This is a genomic window from Bacteroides sp. AF25-38AC (assembly GCF_003602995.1).
Taxonomy (GTDB): domain Bacteria; phylum Bacteroidota; class Bacteroidia; order Bacteroidales; family Bacteroidaceae; genus Bacteroides; species Bacteroides uniformis.
The window spans coordinates 35,650-58,105 of sequence record NZ_QTMD01000009.1 but is presented as its reverse complement, the minus strand read 5'-3'; the positions used below and the strand labels follow the sequence as shown (position 1 = coordinate 58,105).

Annotated in this window: 18 protein-coding genes; 8 read left to right on the top strand and 10 right to left on the bottom strand. The window is 47.7% G+C overall.

Going from position 1 to position 22,456, the window contains the following annotated elements:
* Positions 1-18: 18 nt before the first annotated feature.
* The 7 genes from DWY55_RS07970 to DWY55_RS07940 form a co-directional block, all read right to left on the bottom strand.
* Positions 19-1,191: an iron-containing alcohol dehydrogenase gene (locus DWY55_RS07970; RefSeq protein WP_005826754.1), complete on the bottom strand. Its 1,173-nt coding sequence runs from the start codon at positions 1,189-1,191 to the stop codon at positions 19-21.
* 8 nt (positions 1,192-1,199) lie between these two features.
* Positions 1,200-2,132: a phosphatase PAP2 family protein gene (locus tag DWY55_RS07965; protein ID WP_008663722.1), complete on the bottom strand. Its 933-nt coding sequence runs from the start codon at positions 2,130-2,132 to the stop codon at positions 1,200-1,202.
* Positions 2,129-2,782, bottom strand: a complete 654-nt coding sequence (locus DWY55_RS07960) for a CDP-alcohol phosphatidyltransferase family protein (protein ID WP_005826758.1) — start codon at positions 2,780-2,782, stop codon at positions 2,129-2,131. The genes DWY55_RS07965 and DWY55_RS07960 overlap by 4 nt, the downstream gene beginning before the upstream one ends.
* Entirely contained in the window at positions 2,772-3,299 is a 528-nt protein-coding gene (locus tag DWY55_RS07955; RefSeq protein ID WP_005826761.1) for a GtrA family protein, read from the bottom strand. The genes DWY55_RS07960 and DWY55_RS07955 overlap by 11 nt, the downstream gene beginning before the upstream one ends.
* Positions 3,284-3,757 carry a phosphatidylglycerophosphatase A gene (locus DWY55_RS07950; protein WP_005826764.1) on the bottom strand — a complete coding sequence of 158 codons (474 nt, stop codon included), beginning with the start codon at positions 3,755-3,757 and terminating at the stop codon, positions 3,284-3,286. Before DWY55_RS07950 ends, DWY55_RS07955 begins: the two co-directional genes overlap by 16 nt.
* Before the next feature lie 138 nt (positions 3,758-3,895).
* Positions 3,896-5,185 carry an inositol-3-phosphate synthase gene (locus DWY55_RS07945; RefSeq protein WP_034525517.1) on the bottom strand — a complete coding sequence of 430 codons (1,290 nt, stop codon included), beginning with the start codon at positions 5,183-5,185 and terminating at the stop codon, positions 3,896-3,898.
* A gap of 107 nt (positions 5,186-5,292) precedes the next feature.
* Positions 5,293-7,830 carry a DUF5686 and carboxypeptidase-like regulatory domain-containing protein gene (locus DWY55_RS07940; protein ID WP_117878032.1) on the bottom strand — a complete coding sequence of 846 codons (2,538 nt, stop codon included), beginning with the start codon at positions 7,828-7,830 and terminating at the stop codon, positions 5,293-5,295.
* A gap of 188 nt (positions 7,831-8,018) precedes the next feature.
* Here DWY55_RS07940 and aspT point away from each other — a divergent pair, with 188 nt between their 5' ends.
* Together aspT and aspD are read left to right on the top strand one after the other, a co-directional pair.
* Positions 8,019-9,713, top strand: coding sequence for an aspartate-alanine antiporter (aspT, locus tag DWY55_RS07935; RefSeq protein WP_005826770.1), 1,695 nt, complete (start codon positions 8,019-8,021; stop codon positions 9,711-9,713).
* A 276-nt stretch (positions 9,714-9,989) separates the two neighbouring features.
* On the top strand, positions 9,990-11,609 hold the full coding sequence (gene aspD / locus DWY55_RS07930) for an aspartate 4-decarboxylase (protein WP_009036793.1): 1,620 nt from the start codon (positions 9,990-9,992) through the stop codon (positions 11,607-11,609).
* Between the two features lie 26 nt (positions 11,610-11,635).
* Here aspD and DWY55_RS07925 read toward each other — a convergent pair whose 3' ends face one another.
* From DWY55_RS07925 to DWY55_RS07915, 3 genes are all read right to left on the bottom strand, one after another.
* Positions 11,636-12,949, bottom strand: a complete 1,314-nt coding sequence (locus DWY55_RS07925) for a sensor histidine kinase (protein ID WP_005826777.1) — start codon at positions 12,947-12,949, stop codon at positions 11,636-11,638.
* On the bottom strand, positions 12,940-14,301 hold the full coding sequence (locus DWY55_RS07920; RefSeq protein WP_120178052.1) for a sigma-54-dependent transcriptional regulator: 1,362 nt from the start codon (positions 14,299-14,301) through the stop codon (positions 12,940-12,942). The genes DWY55_RS07925 and DWY55_RS07920 overlap by 10 nt, the downstream gene beginning before the upstream one ends.
* Before the next feature lie 143 nt (positions 14,302-14,444).
* A complete protein-coding gene (locus DWY55_RS07915; RefSeq protein ID WP_005826781.1) occupies positions 14,445-15,932 on the bottom strand; it encodes a TolC family protein in 1,488 nt (495 codons plus the stop codon).
* A gap of 289 nt (positions 15,933-16,221) precedes the next feature.
* Here DWY55_RS07915 and mce point away from each other — a divergent pair, with 289 nt between their 5' ends.
* The 6 genes from mce (at position 16,222) to DWY55_RS07885 (ending at position 22,356) form a co-directional block, all read left to right on the top strand.
* Positions 16,222-16,638 carry a methylmalonyl-CoA epimerase gene (gene mce / locus DWY55_RS07910; protein WP_009036790.1) on the top strand — a complete coding sequence of 139 codons (417 nt, stop codon included), beginning with the start codon at positions 16,222-16,224 and terminating at the stop codon, positions 16,636-16,638.
* 58 nt (positions 16,639-16,696) lie between these two features.
* On the top strand, positions 16,697-18,250 hold the full coding sequence (locus tag DWY55_RS07905) for an acyl-CoA carboxylase subunit beta (protein ID WP_005826784.1): 1,554 nt from the start codon (positions 16,697-16,699) through the stop codon (positions 18,248-18,250).
* A 31-nt stretch (positions 18,251-18,281) separates the two neighbouring features.
* Positions 18,282-19,214 carry an OadG family transporter subunit gene (locus tag DWY55_RS07900; protein ID WP_008663742.1) on the top strand — a complete coding sequence of 311 codons (933 nt, stop codon included), beginning with the start codon at positions 18,282-18,284 and terminating at the stop codon, positions 19,212-19,214.
* A gap of 23 nt (positions 19,215-19,237) precedes the next feature.
* On the top strand, positions 19,238-19,672 hold the full coding sequence (locus DWY55_RS07895) for a biotin/lipoyl-containing protein (protein ID WP_005826788.1): 435 nt from the start codon (positions 19,238-19,240) through the stop codon (positions 19,670-19,672).
* Between the two features lies 1 nt (position 19,673).
* Positions 19,674-20,834 carry a sodium ion-translocating decarboxylase subunit beta gene (locus tag DWY55_RS07890; protein WP_005826789.1) on the top strand — a complete coding sequence of 387 codons (1,161 nt, stop codon included), beginning with the start codon at positions 19,674-19,676 and terminating at the stop codon, positions 20,832-20,834.
* A gap of 169 nt (positions 20,835-21,003) precedes the next feature.
* On the top strand, positions 21,004-22,356 hold the full coding sequence (locus tag DWY55_RS07885; RefSeq protein WP_005826790.1) for a tetratricopeptide repeat protein: 1,353 nt from the start codon (positions 21,004-21,006) through the stop codon (positions 22,354-22,356).
* Positions 22,357-22,456: the final 100 nt, after the last annotated feature.

Genomic DNA, 22,456 nt, shown 5'->3' with positions numbered 1-22,456 from the left:
CCCCAAACATGCCTTTCGTTATAAAGCCAAACGATAGATTTCCCTGCAATCAGTCATGGTCAGCTTCACGTAGTTGCCAAGCAGTTCGCCTTTATTGCGCCGCAGACTGACGAGCATACGGTCTATATCGGGATGCTCGATACCCAACTCCTTAAAGCTAACCGGCAAGCCCATGTAACGGAAAAAGTGTTTCAGTCGGGCAGTACCTGCCAAAGCCATCTCTTCCAAATCTTCGGACTTGGGTATATCAAAAACACGATGGGCAAACTGGGCTATCTTTGCCGGATTATGTTCTGCCATAAAAGCCATCCAGGCAGGGAAGATTACAGCCAAGCCGGCACCGTGGGCTACATTATAGATAGCACTGATTTCATGTTCCAGTGCATGGGATGCCCAGTCTTCCTCACGCCCTACCCCACAAGTTCCGTTATGCGCCACAGTGCCGCACCACATAATGTTGGCACGCGCGGCATAGTTGTCCGGTTGCTGTTTCACCCGGTAAGCTTCTTTAATGATAGCTGTCAAGGTGCCTTCACAAAGCCGGTCGCTGATTTCCACATCCGGTGTATTCGTGAAGTAACGCTCCATGATGTGGGCCATCATGTCGGCAATGCCACAAGCCGTCTGATAAGCCGGGAGGGTGTAGGTCAGTTCAGGATTCATGATGGAAAATACGGGACGCAAATGCTCGGGGGCACAGAGACCCAGTTTTTGGAGTGTCTCTGTCTTGGTAATTACCGTATTGCCCGAACCCTCGCTTCCGGCAGCCGGGATAGTCAGCACCACGGCTACTTTCAACGCTTTCTCCACCTTGGCACGACCGATAAAGAAATCCCAGAAGTCCCCATCATAGAGGGCTCCGGCAGCAATGGCCTTTGCCGTATCTATGACCGAACCACCTCCCACAGGAAGCATCATATCCACCTGCTCACGACGGCAAAGCTGAATACCTTCGTACACCTTACCGTCAATGGGATTGGGCTGGACACCTCCCATTTCGCAATAAGCCACACCGGCTTCCTGCAAGTATTGCTTCACTCTATCCAGCAGACCACTCCGTACAACAGAACCGCCTCCATATACTATCATCACTTTTTGTGCACCATACTTACGCGCCAATGCACCGACTTGCACTTCAGTATTCTTGCCAAAGACAAACTCTGTAGGACTATAAAAAACAAAATTATTCATTGTATACCTTATTTAATGTATCGACTGTATCTTTCAAAGAAGCGTCCGAACGCTCCCCACTTCATCAGTCCTTTCTCAAAAACAAAAATACCCAGCAATGCACAAGAGATGCCCAGCATCACATCAATCAGATAATGGTGTCCCGAATAGACAGCCGTCCACCAGATACCGACCATAATCACCGCAAACAACGCTATCAACCACTTTTTGCTGCGGTCCATAACCGCGTAGGCCAAAGCCACCACCATATAGGCGGCATGGAGCGAGGGCACTGCTGCAAATACATTGGCATTCCTTCCGTAAATGGAGTTGAAGATGGAGCATCCCAGCAATTCGTCAAAACGTCCTAAGCCGGCCACATTGCCCGGAGTGTCGAGTATCGGCTCGAAACCATAATTCATGGCATACCAGGGCGGAGCAGCGGGATGGATGTAATAGCCGGCAAAACCGATGAGATTAACCAGCAGGAACACCATCGCAAAACGAAGATATACCTTACGGTCACCCTTCAGATAGAGCCACAACCCGAATGCAATGGGAACCGGTACCCAACAGAGATAGAATATCCCGGCAAAGAAATCGGCAACAGGACAATGGTTCAAAGCAAAATACTCACAAGGGATAAGGACAGCACCGTCTACAGACAAGCCAAAAAGGGATTTTTCTGCCTCATAAAGTCCTTTTACATCAATGGGATTCACCTGGTAATTGGGATATACGCGCATCCAGTCATACGAAATGCCGAATATGAAAAACGGCAACAGCGCCACTGCCAACTTACGGGTTGTCTGTCCGGCAAAGAACAATACCAAAAATACACCCGCCATCAGGAAATGTTCCGGACGAAGCCCGATACAGACCGCTGTCAGAATCAGGAAAAACGCTGTGATGACAATCACCAGCACCGCCTCTCTCACAGAGGGAAACAAACTATTTTTCATTCCTTGTCTTTCAGTAGTTTATAGCAATGCGCCAAGCGGGCAAATGCCGTCAAATTCGCCAATATTGCAATCACTGCCATAGGCACAATTAGTATCAGCATCGGGTCGAATAAAGTACAATCACCAAAGATACCGCAGAACATGGCACCGAGGGCAGTCAGCACAACGCGTTCGGGGCGCTGCATGAAACCCACTTTACACTCCAGCCCCAAACCTTCGGCACGGGCACGCACGTAACTCACCATCAGCGAACCTATCAGCGCAATGAATGTAATGATGGAGCCCCACAAATAGCCTTGCAGCATCAGGTAATAGAAGATGCCGAACAATGTCACGAGCTCGCTGTAACGGTCGAGTACTGAGTCGTAGAGCGCACCGAAAGTAGAACTCATTTTACCCACGCGTGCCACACGTCCGTCCATCATGTCAAACAACCCGGCAAAGAGCACAATACCGCCTCCCCAGCCTACATAGGCCAGTTCACCACTCTTGTACACCCCGGCATACACAAACAAGGCAGCCGCCACGATATTCAGCACCAGCCCCGTAGTCGTAATAAAGTTAGGCGTAATGCCAATTCTAATCATACCATGCACCACAGGATTGATAATCTTGTATATCACCTGCTGCAACCAATCTCTATAATTCATATTCGTCTTTTTTGTTCTCTAAATAATGTTTCAGAAAGCCTTTTATATTGTGATTACGATAAACGAAAAAACGTTGCAGATGGTAGTTCCAAAAAAAAGCTACCAGCACTGCTACTATTATCTTTGACAGAATAAATACATTGTCTATATAATATCCCAACAGCCCATTGACCCATGTCATGCCCGTAAGCCACTCGGTCAGTGCAAAAGTGCCCCAGGTATTCAGTATAATGCTGCCTCCCCAGACAAAGAGATATTTCACGGCAACATGCGTTTTCTTACAGTCTTCGGCATGGAACACCCATCCGTAATTAATGGCACAGTTTACAATGCCTCCTACCACGGAACCCGTGAATGTGGCATAAAGATAAAAAACAGCAAAAGCCTTTACCAGAAGGATAGTCACCAGAAAATCGACAAAGCTTGCGAATTGCGCAGAAATCTGGGCCTTGAAGAAGATCCAGACAGAATGGCGCCACGACACACCTTTGCCATTTGATTTCAACTGATTATCCATCTTGCCACAATCAAAATTATAAATCCGTAGACTCCAGACAGAATATCGTCCATCATTACCCCGATTCCACCCGGCAGACTTTCCATACGGCGAATGCCCAAGGGCTTGAATATATCAAACAAACGGAACAAGACAAATGCTCCCAATGCATACCATACATGTCCGGCGGGCGCCGCAAGCAAGGCAATCCACACACCGACCATTTCATCGACCACCACGCGCGAAGGGTCTTCGCCCCAAGATGCCTCCAGGCGGTTAGCAGCCCAGATACCGGCAAGTGTAAATACCAAAATCAATGCTACTGTCAGCCACAAAAGGCAGGCACTTGAAACCAGATAAGACAACCCGAACCAGATAAGCGTAGCCAGCAAAGCTCCCGCAGTGCCGGGTGCAAAAGGAGAAAAGCCCGAGCCAAAGCCCGTACCGATAATGACTGGGAGGAGGGAGGGTTTCTTCATCAAAAAAGTAATGAGGTGATAAATGCGATAAAAACGGTAAAGTGATAAATGCAATAAAGTAATAAAAGTGATAAAGTGGTAAAGTGCTATCACTCTATCACCTTACCACCTTATTTCTATCACCTTATCACTGTTTTTTTAATCCAAATAACTTGGTGCAGTTTCGCCCACCATGTTGCGGAGAGTCTCTTTCACCATGCGCCATTGCTGGAACAAATCGTGTACCGGCTCATGCTCGAAATCGTGCATCGGGCTCTTGCAGAAGAAGGACAGCCACGTCTGGATGCCGCACATACCTGCACGTAATGCCAAATCACTGAAAATAACCAAGTCGAGCGCGATGGGAGCAGCAAGAATGGAGTCACGGCACAGGAAGTTAACCTTGATTTCCATCGGATAGCCCATCCAGCCGAAAATATCGATGTTGTCCCATGCTTCCTTGTTATCCTTACGAGGAGGATAGTAGTTAATGCGTACCTTATGATAAACATCACCGTACAAGTCAGGATATTTCTCCGGTTCGAAGATATTGTCGATAACAGACAGCTTGCTGACCTCTTTTGTCTTGAAGTTCTCCGGTTGGTCAAGTACCTCGCCGTCACGGTTACCCAGAATATTCGTAGAGAACCAGCCGCTTACACCCAACATACGGGTCTTGAACATCGGAGCAAGCACCGTCTTCATCAAAGTCTGGCCACTCTTGAAGTCCTTACCGGAAATGGGCACATTCATTTTCTTGGAGAATTCCCACATAGCCGGAGTATCCACACACAGATTAGGAGCACCCATAATAAACGGAGCGCCTTCTGCAATGGCAGCGTATGCATAGCACATACTCGGAGAGATTACTTCAGTATTGTTTTCCTTCATTGCCTGTTCCAAAGCAGCGAGAGATTCGTGCTCCTTGGACAGAGGAATATATATTTCGGTACTTGCAGCCCACAGCACAGCAATACGCTCGCAGTTATTGGCTGCCTTGAAGTTACGGATATCCTCACGCAACTGCTCTGTCATTTCCCAGCGAGTAGCAGCCTTCTTAATATGCGTACCGTTCAAACGTTTTGCAAAATTGTGGTCGAATGCAGCAGGCATCGGCTTGATGGCTTGCAGTTCGTCTTTTACCAAATTCAAGTCTTTCTCTTTCAAAACCTCGGCATACATAGCAGCTTCGTAGGCGTTGTCCGGGAAAATGTCCCAACCGCCGAAAATGATATCATTCAAATCAGCCAAAGGCACTATGTCTTTGATAAGTTTCTCTTTGCCATCCTGCATGCGCATAGCAGCCATTTGTGTGATTGAGCCTATAGCTTTTGCCAAGCCCTTGCGAGCAGCTAATGTACCGGTAATCATGGTGGTTGCAACCGCACCACCTACTCCGACTACCAGCACGCCCAGGCGTCCGGTTGCCGGCTTAATGTTTTCTTTCATTGCCATTGTATTATTTAGAGTTTAAAAAATTGCTCAAATTTAGGGTATTTTACTCAATTGGGATTAGTCATTTTATCCGATTTAATGTCCTATTAGTAAGATTTAAGTTAAAATGTCATGTGTAGACTGATTCTGAGCCCGGATTTGTCGATATTTGGTAAATTTCGGTAAGTCAAACGCCATACATAATCGACACGCAATACTTTGAAAATATTTTCAACACCTACACCTGCCTCTACGTATGGCGTATGCCCCATTGTAGTGCTGCCGGCAGGAAAACGGAACAAATCCTGCTGAAAAGCCGGATTATTCTTATCACTCAAATTCCCATACAAGCCGCGACAGGAAAGCACTTCACGCCATTTCAACTTTTTCAACAAAGGAATACGGTTGAAGAGCCAGCCGTTCAAGTAATAGGTCACATCCCAGGAAGCGTATTCATCGTTCATGAATTCCATGGCATTCATCAGTGAATAGGACTCGGGCTGTATGGTATAGGACAAGTTCGCGTTGGGAATGACGAGCAAAGGGAAAGGAACCTTGTTCCATACTTTCCCGGCCTTCAGGATAACGTCCGTATAACCGAATGCCGAGAACCAGAAACGCTTTTGAAAACCCGCTTCCGTATAGTGATAGGTATAGTCTCCTCCCAGTACCCCTTTGGCAGCCATGGTATGTGTAAGCGAAAAGACCGGAGCATCCAGCGAAACGGGGAAACGGTTCCATTGGGTCTGGAAGAATTTCTCGTTGGGAGCATAGCGCAGCTTCAATTCCAGTTCACTGGTCGAAATACTTTTTACATACGTATTACGGTCATCCTGCTTGACGAAAGGAATCAGATGGGATGATTCATCTTTACGCAGACGCGTCGTCATCTGTACGGAAAAACCGGAATGGAACTCATTGGTATAAGTCAGTTCCGCCTTCCGCTGATAACCGATACGGTCATCCTTCTGACGTTTCAAAGCAAGAAAAACATTGTCCTGACTGGTATAAAGATAGTGTTGTCCATATTGATTGACATCTGACAAGTAACGGAGCTTCAACGAATGTATAGGAAATTCATTGGCATATTCCTTCTTCTTATGAAAAGAATATTCCAGTTCGGCGAGTCCCTTTACACGATGGTCGCGAAAACCGTATGCCATATAGCCCCTGCCGAACAAATGCGGATTGAGCCATGCCGTCGTCATACCGCCGGCACGCAAGCGCACCCCTTCCAGTGTATTTCCGCTGATAGTGGTATTCATCATACCGATATAGAACAAAGGTTCTTTTTCCTTCGGAGCGGGAATATACCCCGTGAACAGCACCTTCAACACTTTCTCCGTCCAGAAATAAACGGGATAGCTGCGCAACTGGGCCATCATCTTGTCCACCGAAGTTTCTTTCTTGCTGACTTCCACCTGGCGGTTGGCATCCCAATATGCTTCCGAATAGCCGGAAGCCGATGTCTCTTCAATCACCTTTTCCGGTTTTCGGAAAGCCTGCAGAGCCTTGTCATCCGGTTCATACTGATAATTTCTGTAATACACATCCCGCTTGGCATAAATACCGTCACTATTGTCCACCAACTTGAACTCCGTAGTGATACTCTCATTGAGCAACTGCCTCGTACCGTCCTCCGCGCGGTCAAAATTCTGTTCAATCTTCATGTAGTCCACAAAGTTCAGATTTATTTTCTGAGGAAAGTTCATGACGGCACGCTTTACAAAATAGGTACTGTCCAGCATGACGTATAAATGTCCCGTAAAACCGAACGACTCGGAGTTGAAAGGGACAAATGTCAAGTCAACACAAGGCTTTCCGGCAACGGTAAGCGTATCCATCAGATAATATTTGTAGAAAGACGGCCCAAGGGAGGAAAGCGGACTGACAAACTTATTGGTGAACAAGGTGATGTTGTTCTCATAAAGGTCTACATCGGTCATGGTGACACTGATAGCCTGCTCCATACCCTGCTGGGAAAGCATTTCGTCCATTCCTGCCTGCCTGCGGGCGGTGACCCACTGTTTCCGGCTATGCGGAGACTTGCGGTAATAGTCTGTGGCAAGCAACTCACGGTTGGAGATGGCCAGTACCGGCCTGCCGGTAACGGCAGAGGTATCGACATAATCCGTCAGAAACTTGAACTTACGGTAAAGCCACTTCTGTTGCTTCAAGCTGTCGAAGTTATTGATGGCAAAAGTCATCTTTTCATAGCGGTCACGTTTCCAGAAGTCGCGTTCGTCGGGCGAGTAGTCATCCCGATGCTCTATCATCTTGCGTACAAACTCCACTGCGGGATTATCCTTTTTCTTATACCGTTCACGTTTCGGCTTCACCACCACCTCATCCAGTGCATAAGTGGCTGGCGAAAGGGCAATATTGAACTTAGAAGACTTTGCAGGATGAATCAGCCGGACATATTCATTATATCCCACGGCCGAAATGACCAGCGTGGCCTCCGGGCGATAGGTCTTGAAGGAAAAACGGCCGTTATTGTCCGTCATCCCTCCCTCCGTAGTTCCTTTCAGATAAACTGACGTATAAGGCAACGGCTCCTTCGTCAACGAATCGGTGACAACGCCTTGCACCATATATTGTGCTCTCAATGGAAGAGTAACCAGCTGGATAAGCAGAAATACCCTAAAAAACAACTTCATACCTTGTTTTACCTAATTTGGATGGCAAAGGTACGGAAGAAAACTTTTTCTTAAAGTTCGGTTTTACGGAATAAATGTTCTAAAAAACTCCTTTTGTATAAAACACTTCCCGTTAAAAGCCGTTGTATAGCGAAACGACGCTCCAGAAAGCATCGGAACAACCAATATATAACCTAAACAACTTGATTATGGAATGGATTTTCAACCAGCTCAGGGAACGCCCCGAACTTGCCATTTTCCTCACTATATTCCTGGGATTCTGGCTGGGGAAACTGCGTATCGGTAAGTTTACGCTGGGCACAGTGACCAGTGTACTGCTTGTAGGCGTACTGGTAGGGCAACTGAATATAGCCGTACCGGGTCCGATAAAGTCGGTATTTTTTCTGCTTTTCCTTTTTGCCGTGGGCTATAAAGTGGGTCCCCAGTTCTTCCGCGGACTGAAAAAGGACGGATTACCCCAAGTAGGCTTTGCCGTACTGATGTGTGTATCCGTACTGTTAGTGACCTGGCTGCTGGCCCTGATGATGGGCTACAATGCCGGTGAAGCTGCCGGACTGCTGGCCGGTTCGCAAACCATCTCCGCCGTCATCGGAGTGGCAGAAGACACCATGGCCAATATGGGACTGGACGAGGCCCAACGACAAAGTTACGTCAACATCATTCCCGTATCCTACGCCGTCACCTACATTTTCGGTACGGCAGGCTCGGCATGGGTCCTATCATCCATCGGTCCCAAGATGCTAGGCGGGCTGGAAAAGGTGAAAGCCGCCTGCAAGGAACTGGAGGCGAAGATGGGCAGCTCTCTGGCTGACGAACCGGGATTCATGCCGGCGGCACGCCCCGTCACTTTCCGTGCCTACCGGGTCGAAAACGAATGGTTCAAGAATGGAAAGCGGGTGATTGACCTGGAAGTCTACTTCCGGCAGCACGACAAACGTCTATTTGTGGAACGCCTCCGCAAATCCGGAGTTGTGGTGGAAGTCAGCATGAACATACAGATAGAGCCGGGAGACGAAGTAGTGCTAAGCGGACGCCGCGAATACATCATAGGCGAAGAAAGCTGGATAGGGCCGGAAGTACAAGATGCCCAGCTCCTGGATTTTCCTGCCGAAAAGTTACCGGTTACAATCACACGCAAGACGGTTGCCGGCAAGACGGTTGCAGTTATCCGAAGGGAAAAGTTCATGCACGGTGTCAGTATCCGGAGCATCAAGCGCGCCGGAATATCCATTCCCGTGCTGGCACAAACGGTAGTAGATGCCGGCGACGTCATCGAAGTGGTAGGTACCAGGCAGGAAGTGGAAGCAGCAGCCAAACGTCTGGGGTATATAGACCGCCCTACCAACCAGACGGATATGATATTCGTAGGCCTTGGTATCCTTGTCGGAGGTTTGTTCGGAGCACTTTCCGTCCATATCGGCGGCATCCCCATCAGCTTGAGCACAAGCGGCGGCGCATTGATTGCGGGCTTGTTCTTCGGCTGGCTCCGCAGTAAGCACCCCACCTTCGGGCGCATTCCCGAACCTTCACAATGGGTGTTGAACAATGTCGGTCTGAACATGTTCATTGCGGTAGTGGGCATTTCGGCAGGTCCCAGTTTCGTGCAGGGCTTCCACGACGTAGGTATCAGCCTGTTTCTGGTGGGAGCAGCCGCCACCACCCTGCCGCTGATTATCGGCTTGCTGCTGGCAAGGTATGTTTTCAAGTTCCATCCGGCACTGGCTTTGGGCGTCTGCGCGGGGGCACGTACCACTACGGCCGCTTTAGGCGCGGTGCAGGATGCCGTTGAGAGTGAGACACCTGCTCTGGGATACACCGTGACCTATGCCGTGGGCAATACCTTATTAATAATATGGGGTGTAGTCATCGTTTTGCTAATATAAGACGATTCTGTACCAATGCTTACTAATCCGGAGCATTCAAAGAATTATTGCCGGAAATGCAAGCGACTATATACCCATTCACTAATAGCTATTCGTCCGACAGCTGTCGGACGATAATTCAACAGTTGTCGGACGATGATTCAACAACTGTCGGACGAAAAGGAAACATATATCGGACGATTAATTTCAAGCAAGGAAAGAAATAGTATACCGCATGAACAGAGATTATTCGCCGAATGACTGAAAACAATAAATAACGAACCTAAACTTGAGCTTATGGATACAAAACTTTTAGAAAAGAAAATGGAATCTATCAGTCCTTTCGAACTGAAGAACCGCCTGATAGACATGGCAGACGAGAGTCTGAAGAAAACCGCCCGTACCATGCTGAACGCAGGGCGCGGCAACCCCAACTGGATTGCAACCGCTCCACGCGAAGCCTTCTTCCTGTTGGGAAGCTTCGGCCTGGAAGAGTGCCGCCGCATCATGGATTTGCCCGAGGGAATTGCAGGCATCCCCGAAAAAAAAGGCATTGCCTCTCGCTTCGAAGCCTTCCTGAAAAAGAACAATAACGTACCGGGCGCCAAATTGCTGGAACAAACCTACAACTACCTGCTGATGCAGCATGCCGCCGACCCCGACAGCCTTGTACACGAATGGGCCGAAAGCATTGTAGGCGACCAGTATCCCGTGCCCGACCGCATCCTTCATTTTACGGAAATCCTTGTGCAAGATTACCTTTCGCAAGAGATGTGCGACAACCGTCCTCCCCGGGGTGCCTATGACCTGTTTGCCACCGAAGGTGGAACAGCCGCCATGTGCTACATCTTCGACTCCCTGCAGGAAAACTTCCTGCTGAACAAAGGGGACGGCATCGTCCTCATGGTTCCTGCCTTTACCCCCTATATTGAAATCCCACAACTCAGCCGCTACCAGTTTCGAGTGACCAAAATACATGCCAACCGCATGAATAACGAAGGGATGCACCTCTGGCAGTACAGCGACGAAGACATAGACCGCTTGAAAAGCCCTAAAATCAAGGCCCTCTTTGTCACCAATCCCAGTAATCCGCCCAGCTACACACTCAGTCCGGATACAATGGCGCGCATCGTGAGTATCGTCAGAAATGACAACCCTAATCTGATGATTATTACAGACGACGTATACGGTACATTCAGTCCGCACTTCCGTTCGTTCATGGCAGAAATTCCCTACAATACGCTTTGCGTCTATTCATTCTCCAAATACTTCGGTGCCACCGGATGGCGCAATGCGGTCATCGCCCTGCACGAATTCAATCTGTTCGACAAGCTGATAGCCAAACTGCCGAAAGAGAAACGGGAGATTCTGCACCGCCGCTACTCCACCCTCACTCTGGAACCTGAAAAACTGAAGTTTATCGACCGTATGGTTGCCGACAGTCGCCAGGTGGCACTGAACCATACCGCCGGACTGTCATTGCCACAACAGATGCAGATGGGCCTTTTCGCCGCCTTTGCCCTGCTGGACAAGGAAAACAAATACAAGCAAAAGATGCAGGAGATTATCCGCCGCCGATTGCATGCCCTTTGGGAGAATACCGGTTTCACGCTGACGGAAGACCCGTTGCGTGTAGGTTATTATACAGAAATCGACATGCTGGTTTGGGCAAAGAAGTTCTATGGGGACGACTTTGTAGAATATCTGAAACGCACCTACAGCCCGCTGAACGTAGTCTTCCGCCTTGCCAAAGAAACCTCTCTGGTGCTGCTGAACGGCGGTGGTTTTGACGGCCCCGAATGGAGCGTGCGCGCCTCACTCGCCAATCTGGACGAGAAAGACTATGCGACCATCGGCCAAGGCATTAAAAGGATATTGGACGAATATGCAAAAGAATTCTTTAAAAGCAGAAATTGAAAGGTGAAAGGTAAAACTTTCAAATTTCAATTAAATAGTATACGGAAGCGGGTCAATCCATCGTTGTAGGTACGTAGGGAGAACGTGCAACCATGACGGCTCAAAACTTCCCGGATAAACACCAGGCCAATTCCCTGCCCGTTCGGCTTGGTGGAAAAGAAGGGACTGAAGAGTTTAGCTTCGGTCTCTTTACTTATCCCCGGACCATTGTCAACGACTTCGACAGAAGCGGGGGCAGTGGTCCTTACTATTATCTCACCTTGCTGTCCGTTTTCTCCGGCATCCCCCTCTATACTTTCGGCAGCATTCTTGATGATATTCACAAGCACCTGCTCAAAAAGAGAAGCATCCATACGCACCATTCCCACCTCCGGGTCGCATTCCAGACGTAGCTCTATATTGCGGTCATTGCACATTCCTTCCATAAAACGCTTGCACATGGACACCAACTCATTCAGTTGGACGGGTGCCAGGGTAGGTTCAGGTATCTTTACCACATCTGCAAAACGGGTAATGAAACGGCTCATCGAGAAACAACGCTCCGTACAGACGCGCATCACGTCGCAGATGTCCTCCATATCATCTTCTGTAGAAAGTGCCTGCTCCACTGTATCGAGTGTGGAAGTGATGCCCGCAGTGGTATTGTTCACTTCATGAGCTATCATGCGGATTACCTTTTCATAGGCACGCTTCTCGGCACGCATCACTTCTTCCGTCATACGCTCTATCAAGAAAAAAGGATGTTTGAACCCTCTGTCAATAAAAGAAGAATGGGTGCATTTATAAATATTCGCATCATTGAGACGGACCACTGCCGTCTCGTCTTTGGGAATGGACGAAAGTTCGGCAGCCAACGGGGAGTCCATCTGGTCCAACCGCTTTGCCATCGCCTCCTCCATACGGACACCGAGCATCTTTACCGCCATCGGATTCAGTTGCGACACTTCATCGTCCATTGTCAGGATAATAACCCCCATTGGAGATGCCTGAATCAGCAAATCCAAGAAGTGATTCTGCTCGCGCATGCGCAACCGTTCATTCTTGAGCTGCTCCATCATTCGGTTAAAGATATTCACAATGCGGTCTGCTTCGTACTGCCCTACCCGGCTGAGACGGCTACTGAAATCCTGCTCGCGCAACAACTCCATACCGCTGCCTATGGTGTTCATCGGCTTCACTATCTTATTATAGAATACTATCAGATAGATAAGGATAAACCCGATGAGCCCCTCCAACACGTACAGATACAAAGAAGGCTTTCCACTCAGCAGATATACCAGCATTCCACCCAGACCGAGCAGAAAAAGGACAAGTATGAAGAAAAAGAATTTTATGCGCACGGGACTTGAATATTATATTTTTCCAAACGTCTGTAAAGCGCAGCGCGGCTGATGCCTAATGACACTGCCACTTGACTGAGATTCCCTTTATGCTGTTCCAACGCCTGCAAGATAGTCTGCCGCTCTATTTCATCCAAGGTCATACCTGCAAAAGAAGTACCTTCGGCAGCTTTGGCCGGTTCGTCGTGACGCAGATATTGGGCATCGAAATCCGTGGCATCCAGCACCGGCTTGCCGCTGACCAGAATGGTACGCTCCACCAGATTCTTCAACTCACGAATGTTGCCCGGATAAGGCAGGCGGGAAAGGAAATTCAGAGCGTCGGCCGAGAAATCCGTACGCGGCAAGCCGTTCACCTCTGCCTGACGGTCGGCAAAGTGACGTGCCAGCAAAGGAATATCTTCACGGCGCTCCCGCAAGGAGGGCAGTTTTACGGTAATCAGGTTGATACGGTAAAAAAGGTCTTCACGGAAAGTACGTTCGGACACCATCTTGCGGAGGTCTGCATTAGTGGCGGACACAACGCGTACATCGACTTTGCGGGGACGGCTATCGCCCAGCACTTCGAATGTCTGGTCTTGAAGCACGCGCAGCAGTTTCACCTGGCAGGAAGGGTCGAGGTCACCAATCTCGTCGAGGAAGATAGTACCTTTATTTGCCATTTCAAAACGCCCTATACGGTCGGCGCTGGCATCGGTAAACGCCCCTTTCTTATGGCCGAACATCTCGCTCTCGAACAAGCTCTGCGAGATGCCACCAAGGTTCACCTTGACAAAGGGCTGCTTCACGCGTTGGCTGTTGATATGGATGGCTTCGGCAATCAGCTCCTTGCCCGTTCCGCTTTCGCCCGTAATCAGCACCGAAACATTGGTACGGGCTATGCGAGCCACTGTGTTCAGCACTTCCATCAGCCCTTTGGACTTACCTATAATATGGCTGCGATTCAATGCGGTAGTCTGCTCTTCCGGCACCTCTTTCGGGGCGGCCGTAAGATCAAGGGCCGTCTCGATGCGCTGCAAAAGAGCAGCATTGTTCCAAGGCTTGGTTATGAAATCGAATGCGCCGGCCTGCATACCCTGCACGGCAAGCTGGATACTTCCCCATGCCGTCATCAAAATAACGGGCACATCGGGACGGAACACCTTTACCTGCTTCAATAAGGTAAGTCCCTCTTCTCCGGTAGTGGAAAGAGTGAAGTTCATATCCATCAAAATCAAGGCGGGAGCTTCGGCCCTCACTATGTCCATAGCTTCGCGAGGACTTGGAGCCGTTTTCACCTCATATCCGGCACGCTTCAGCATAAAGCTGAGGGAAGAGCGCACAGCACTATCGTCGTCTATTATCAGTATCATAAAAATTGTAGTTTGTTTCCCGCAAAAATAAGTAAAAAAGCAGAGTTATGAATGATAAGTTATAAGTTATTCACCTATAATATCGCATATACGGTACTTTTACCGGCAAATAATTCATAACTTATCACTTGCAACCCGTCGACTTATCCTCTTACCACCTCTTCAAAATCAGCTTCCAATTCCGTATCGCGTTCAAAATCCCAAAGGGTCAAGCTGCGGAGCTGATAGAAGTAATACCAATAGTAGTACAGCTCTGAAATATGCTTTTGACGGGCTTCGTCTTTAGAGTTCTGTGCATCGTTCAGGTCCAGGGTGCTGATTTTACCTATCATAAAGGTCTCTACACTGGTCTTGTAACGCTTCTCAGCAATGACATCCGCCTCTTCGGCTATGTCCAGCTGTTGCGCCTGGTTGTTGAAGTTAGCCACCAGCAAAAAGATGTCCTGGTTAAAGTCCATCTGTTCCTGACGGATTCTGGACAAGACCACTTCACGGTTGCTCTTTGCCACCCTTACCTTGCCGCGGCGCTTGCCCCAGTCAAGGATAGGAATCTTGACGCCTACCTGCACAATCTGATTATCAAGCAAGTCCCGGTAGGCTGAAGAGAATTCATGGTTCTGCCCCGTATAGCCCACACTGGCAAAGAGGTCGATGCTGCGCAAGTTTCCGCGTGCCGTTGCCACTTCATAATCAGCTTCGAGCTGGCGGCGGCGAATGTTCTGTGCAAAGGAGTTGCGTTCCAGTGCCTTGTTCAGCACACGGTCATACTCCATCTTTATATCGGGAACAGTGGCGGGCAACACCGGATTCAGGCTTTCCTGCTCGGACACCCCGAGGAAAGAACGGAGCTGGAACATTTTTGCATTCAGGTTGCTCTCTGCCTCAGTCACGTCGGCCTTGCCCTGCAATGAATTCAGTTTAAGCTGCAACAAATCATTCTCGGATATCTGTCCCATTTTACGTTTGGCTATGGCCACTTCATAAAGGCGGTCGGCATTCGTCTTGTTCTGCATGGCGGTAGCGAGCGATTCTTTGGCCAGCAGCAACTCAAAGAAATAAGTGATGGTTTTCATCGTCACCTCTTCCGTAGCTGAAATGAACTCGGCCTTTGCCTCGGCATAGCGTACGGGCTCTATACGGCGGTTCCACTTCAAGGTATTCACTCCGAAGACCGGTTGCGTCAACTCCAGACTCACGGGGACTGACATGAACTGCTTCGCTCCTCCGGAACCCAGTTGTTTGAGATAATCCAGCGAAGAAGTCAGTGACAGCTTACCCCCCGTAAACCAAATGTTCTGGTCTACCGAAAGCTGTCCGGACAGCCCCAGTGTATTGTTGCGAACAAAGCTATAGGAGCCGTCGGAATTCTGGTAGGTACTGTAGGACTTGTTATAGTTGGGTAGTGTACCGGTGAAATTCACTTCCGGCAACAAGTCCGCACGGAATGTACGGTATTCCCAATACGCGGTTTTCAATTCATTCAATGCCACAGCAGCATCCACAGACTGCGTACGGGCCAGTACAATGGCCTCCGACAGCGTAATATTGCGTTCATGTCCCAAAGTATCATTCTGCGCCATGGTTGCCAACGGCATCAAAAAACAAACTGCAAGTAAAATATTCTTTTTCATGTTCAATCTTTAAAATTGTCGCAAACAGAAAAGCAAAGAGTGTGCCAAGTGGCCGGAAAGGTTTCATAGAGGGGTAAGTGTTCATTTTCGGACAGTGGGGATGTCCGTTAGCGGACGATATCAAGAAAACAACCGGTCTCTATCTAAAGTCTGAAAAAATCCTTCTAAAGTTCAATTAACCATTAATTAATTGATGAAAAATTTCTTTATTAAGGAAGAATTCTCTTTCTTTGTGCTGCTTTATACCTTTATTAAAAAGGATACAATACTAACATTAATTTATATAGTTATGAAGATTTCACACATTGAGCATCTGGGCATTGCCGTTAAGAGCATTGAAGAAGCCCTTCCGTACTACGAAAACGTTTTAGGTTTGAAATGCTACAACATCGAAACCGTGGAAGATCAGAAAGTTAGAACCGCTTTCCTGAAAGTGGGCGATGTAAAGATCGAATTGTTGGAACCTACTTCTCCCGAAAGCACAATTGCCAAGTTCATCGAAAAGAACAACGGTAACGGTGGCATGCATCATCTGGCATTTGCCGTTGAAGACGGAGTGGCCGGTGCGCTTGCCGAAGTCGAAGAAAAAGGTATCCGCCTTATAGACAAAGCTCCCCGCAAAGGTGCAGAAGGTCTGAACATTGCATTCCTGCATCCGAAGTCAACTCTCGGTGTCCTGACCGAGCTTTGCGAGAAACCGGAATAAGCAAGACTGTAAAATCATCAAATCATAAATTGTATAAACACTTAAAGAATATAAATTCATGAGTAATCAACTTGAAAAGATTAAAGAGCTTATAGACCGCCGCGCTGCAGCACGTCTCGGTGGTGGTGAAAAAGCGATTGCAAAGCAACACGAGAAGGGTAAATATACAGCTCGCGAGCGCATAGCCATGCTTCTCGACGAAGGCAGTTTCGAAGAAATGGACATGTTCGTAGAACATAGATGCACCAACTTCGGCATGGAAAAGAAACACTACCCCGGTGACGGTGTAGTAACCGGTTGCGGTACAATCGAAGGCCGTCTGGTTTATATCTTCGCACAGGACTTCACAGTTTCTGCCGGTTCACTGTCCGAAACCATGTCTCTGAAAATCTGTAAGATTATGGACCAAGCCATGAAAATGGGTGCTCCGTGTATCGGTATCAACGACTCGGGCGGTGCACGTATTCAGGAAGGTATTAATGCCTTGGCTGGCTACGCTGAAATCTTCCAACGTAACATACTTGCTTCGGGTGTCATTCCGCAGATTTCCGGTATTTTCGGTCCTTGTGCCGGTGGCGCCGTTTACTCTCCTGCCTTGACAGACTTTACTTTGATGATGGAAGGTACATCCTACATGTTCCTTACCGGTCCGAAGGTAGTAAAGACTGTAACCGGAGAAGACGTAAGCCAGGAAAACCTGGGTGGCGCGAGCGTTCACTCCACCAAATCTGGTGTTACTCATTTTACTGCACAGACAGAAGAAGAAGGTTTGGCTCTTATCCGCAAACTGTTGAGCTACATTCCCCAGAACAACCTGGAAGAAGCTCCCTATGTAGACTGTACAGACCCTATCGACCGTCTGGAAGATTCCCTGAACGACATCATTCCTGATAACCCGAACAAGCCGTACGATATGTACGAGGTAATTGGTGCTATCATAGATAATGGTGAGTTCCTCGAAATCCAAAAAGATTATTCAAAGAATATCATTATTGGTTTCGCACGTTTCAACGGACAGTCCGTAGGTATTGTTGCCAACCAGCCGAAGTATCTGGCAGGTGTGCTCGACAGCAACGCATCCCGCAAGGGCGCACGCTTCGTCCGTTTCTGCGACGCCTTCAATATTCCTATCGTATCATTGGTAGACGTACCGGGATTCCTTCCGGGAACCGGCCAGGAGTACAACGGCGTCATCCTGCACGGTGCCAAACTGCTGTATGCATACGGTGAAGCTACTGTACCCAAGGTTACCATCACACTGCGTAAATCCTACGGTGGTTCGCACATCGTGATGAGCTGTAAGCAGCTGCGTGGCGACATGAATTATGCTTGGCCTACTGCTGAAATCGCTGTAATGGGTGGTGCAGGTGCTGTAGAAGTATTATATGCCCGCGAAGCCAAAGAGCAGGAAAATCCGGCTCAATTCCTGGCTGAAAAAGAGGCTGAATACACCAAGTTGTTTGCCAATCCTTATAATGCAGCTAAATATGGCTACATTGATGATGTTATCGAACCGCGTAACACACGTTTCCGCATCATTCGTGCCCTGCAACAGTTGCAAACCAAGAAATTGACTAACCCGGCTAAGAAGCATGGTAATATTCCCTTGTAATCAAGCTTTTCACACTAAAACAAGAACGATTATGAATAAAACAAAAATCGGAATATTCCTTTCATTGATGCTGGTGTTAGGCTTTTGCTCTTCTTGCAAAGAACAGAAATCGAACAACAAACTGCTGCTGAATGAAGTGCTGGTCAACAACGAAAGCAACTATCAGGATGACTACGGTGTGCACAGCGCATGGATTGAAATATTCAACAGATCATACGGCAGCGCCGACCTTGCAGGTTGCTATCTGAAATTCAGCAGCCAGCCGGGTGATACTGCCAGTTATTTCATTCCCAAAGGTGACGTTCTGACACTCATAAAACCACGTCAGCATGCACTTTTCTGGGCTGATGGAGAACCAAGACGCGGTACATTTCATACGAACTTCAAACTGGATGCCACAAATGCCAACTGGATTGGGTTGTATGATTCCGGCAAGAAATTGCTTGATCAAGTCATAGTGCCTGCCGGTACTTTAAAAGCCAACCAATCCTATGCCCGTGTCAGTGATGCAGCCGACCAATGGGAAGTAAAGGGTGGAAGCGAAGATAAATATGTCACTCCGAGTACCAACAACAAGACTATCGACAGCAATGCCAAAATGGAAAAATTCGAAGAGCATGACAGCGTAGGTATCGGTATGGCTATTTCTGCCATGAGCGTTGTATTCTGCGGGCTGATATTACTCTACATCTCCTTCAAGATTATAGGTAAAATATCAGTTAACCTCAGCAAACGCAATGCCATGAAAGCTAAAGGTATTACTGATAAACAAGAAGCAAAAGAGAAACAACTGGGGCAGGCTCCGGGAGAAGTTTTTGCTGCCATTTCAATGGCCATGCACGAATTCCAAAGCGATGTACACGATGTGGAAGACACGATACTTACCATTACCCGTGTAAAACGCAGTTACTCACCGTGGAGTTCAAAGATTTATACGTTGCGTGAGACTCCTCACAAAAAGTAAGTCACCCATAATAAAATAAAACGATGAAAGAATATAAATATAAAATTAACGGTAACGTATATAAAGTTGCCATTGGAGATATTGAAGACAACATCGCTCATGTAGAAGTGAACGGTACTCCCTACAAAGTTGAAATGGAAAAAGCACCGAAGGTAGTTGTTAAACCGGTAGCACGTCCGGCAGCCACATCCGCTCCTGCTGCTCCTGCTACTCCGGTAGTAAAACCGGCCGCTGCTTCTACCGGCAAGTCAGGTGTAAAATCTCCGCTTCCCGGTGTAATCCTCGATATCAAAGTAAATGTCGGCGATACAGTAAAGAAGGGACAAGTTATCATCATTTTGGAAGCCATGAAGATGGAAAACAATATCAATGCTGATAAAGACGGTAAGATTACAGCCATCAATGTAAACAAAGGGGACTCTGTTCTCGAAGGTACTGACCTCGTAATTATTGAATAATATGGGAGAATTTATCACATTTTTAGGAAACAACCTTGCCGACTTCTGGACTTATACAGGTTTTGCCAATGCAACGGTAGGACATGTGGTAATGCTTCTGGTAGGTTTGTTTTTCATATACTTGGCTGTAGCCAAGGAATTTGAGCCGATGCTATTAATTCCTATCGGTTTCGGTATGCTGATTGGTAATATACCTTTCAATATGGAAGCCGGATTAAAAGTCGGTATCTATGAAGAAGGTTCTGTACTTAATATTCTGTACCAGGGAGTAACCTCCGGTTGGTACCCGCCACTCATATTCCTGGGTATCGGTGCCATGACTGATTTCTCCGCTTTGATCTCGAACCCCAAATTAATGTTGGTTGGTGCAGCAGCCCAATTCGGTATATTCGGTGCTTATATGATTGCCCTTGCCATAGGATTTGACCCGATGCAGGCTGGTGCAATCGGTATCATTGGTGGTGCCGATGGTCCGACTGCCATCTTCCTCTCTTCCAAACTGGCTCCTAACTTAATGGGTGCCATTGCGGTATCAGCCTATTCATATATGGCATTAGTACCGGTGATACAGCCGCCTATTATGCGTTGGCTGACCAGTAAAAATGAACGTCTTATCCGTATGAAACCTCCCCGTGTGGTTTCACATACGGAAAAAGTAATGTTCCCGATTATCGGTTTGTTACTGACCACATTCCTTGTACCATCCGGTCTGCCTTTGCTGGGTATGCTGTTCTTCGGTAATTTACTGAAAGAAAGTGGAGTTACACGTCGTCTGGCAAACACAGCCAGTGGTCCGCTGATTGATACCATTACTATTCTGCTTGGTTTGACAGTAGGTGCTTCTACGCAAGCATCCGAGTTCTTAACCCTTGATTCAATCAAGATATTCGGTCTGGGCGCCTTATCATTTGTCATTGCCACAGCATCCGGCGTCATCTTCGTGAAGATTTTCAACCTCTTCCTGAAGAAGGGCAACAAGATTAATCCGTTGATCGGTAATGCCGGTGTATCTGCCGTACCCGACTCTGCACGTATCTCCCAAGTAGTAGGTCTGGAATACGATCCTACCAACTATCTGCTGATGCATGCCATGGGCCCGAACGTTGCCGGTGTAATCGGTTCCGCTGTAGCAGCAGGTATCCTGCTGGGATTCTTAATGTAATACATTTATTCATTCCGTTATCCGGCTTGAATTCTGAACTATTTTAGAGCCCCTTCATTTTTGGAGGGGCTTTTTCGTTAATCTATCTAAAACAGATTACGATTATTTCGTAAATACATTCTTTTTAGTAACTTGCAGTCAGTTTAACCTCATATAAATGATATACTGTATGCGAAAGCTTTTTATCTCCTTATGTTTCAGTGCATGCTGTTCGCTTCTGGCGGCACAGACCACAAATCCCATTCAAGAGGCGATGGCCAACTACGATTATGAAACAGCCTTGATGCTGATCGATCAAGAAACCCCGACCGTCCCCCTACTCTACCAAAAAGGGAAAGCGCTGAAAGGGCTGGGCAATAACCTTGAAGCTCTGAGCGTATTTCAGGAAGTCGTAGCTCAGGATTCTCTCAATCCCCGGGCATACATTGAAGCTGCCGAATGCTGCAAATCACTTGCCAAATATAGCGAGGCACTGGATTACTACCAAAATGCGCTCCACATAAATCCGGACAATAAATACGCACGCATCCAGTATATCAGTCTGCTGATGAACATGAAGAGATACCGTGAGTCTCTAAAGGAAAGCAACCTGCTGGCAGAAAGGGACAGTTCCGCCTATGTACTACACCTTAGAGCCGAAAGTATGGGGCAAGTCTATGACAACACAGAAATCATGCATGTGATAGATGCCTACCTGGACATACAGAAAAGATATCCCAATGATTACCTGTCTGCTGCCAAACTCGGCAACATCTATGTAGCAGGCCACCAGTATGAAGACGCCATAAACATAACGGAGAAATACCGTTCCATAGACTCCACCAACGTCCTTGTGAACCGCATCAATGCCCAAGCCTATTGCCTGAACAAAGATTACCCCAAAGCAATAGAAAGATATGAACAACTGTTACAGGAAAAAGACAGCTCCTTCCAAACCTGCTTCTACGCCGGAATCAGCTATTATGCCCTCGAAGACTTCTACCCAGCACACGACCTGCTGGAAAGGGCTCTTAAAGATGACAATACCAACATCAACGTTCTCTATTATCTGGGACGCGCCTGCTCCAAGACATCATGGAAAGAGGATGGAGTGACTTATCTGGAAACTGCCGTAAGCCTCGCCATGCCCAGCGACAGTGTCATGTCCCGCCTATATGTGGGGCTTGCGGACTGCTACAAGATGGCATTTCAATACACCGACCAGGCGAATACCCTTCTGACGCAATACGAAAAATACGACCGGCAGAAACACAAACTGCTCTACGACGCAGCCTTTATCTATTATTACTATCTGAAAGATGCGTCCAAAGCAGAGAGATACCTAACGGCCTACCTGAAAACCCGTCCGAAAAACAGCAAGGACAAAGTGCAGGAAGTAGATGCGGACGGAGTTCCCATCATCGGAGAAGACAACCGATACAATGCCGCCGAAAACTGGCTGAAGGACATCAGAGAAAAGCGCAAGAAAGAGGACTTCTTCAAGGGAAAGGTCGATACCGCCAGCGTAACCCCCATCAAATAGCCCCAATGAAAACGTTTGCATAATATAATAAGGTACAGTAACGGAGAAAGATTAACTTTCTCCGTTATTTGTTTTAAATTAGCGCAAAAATTAACCGTAA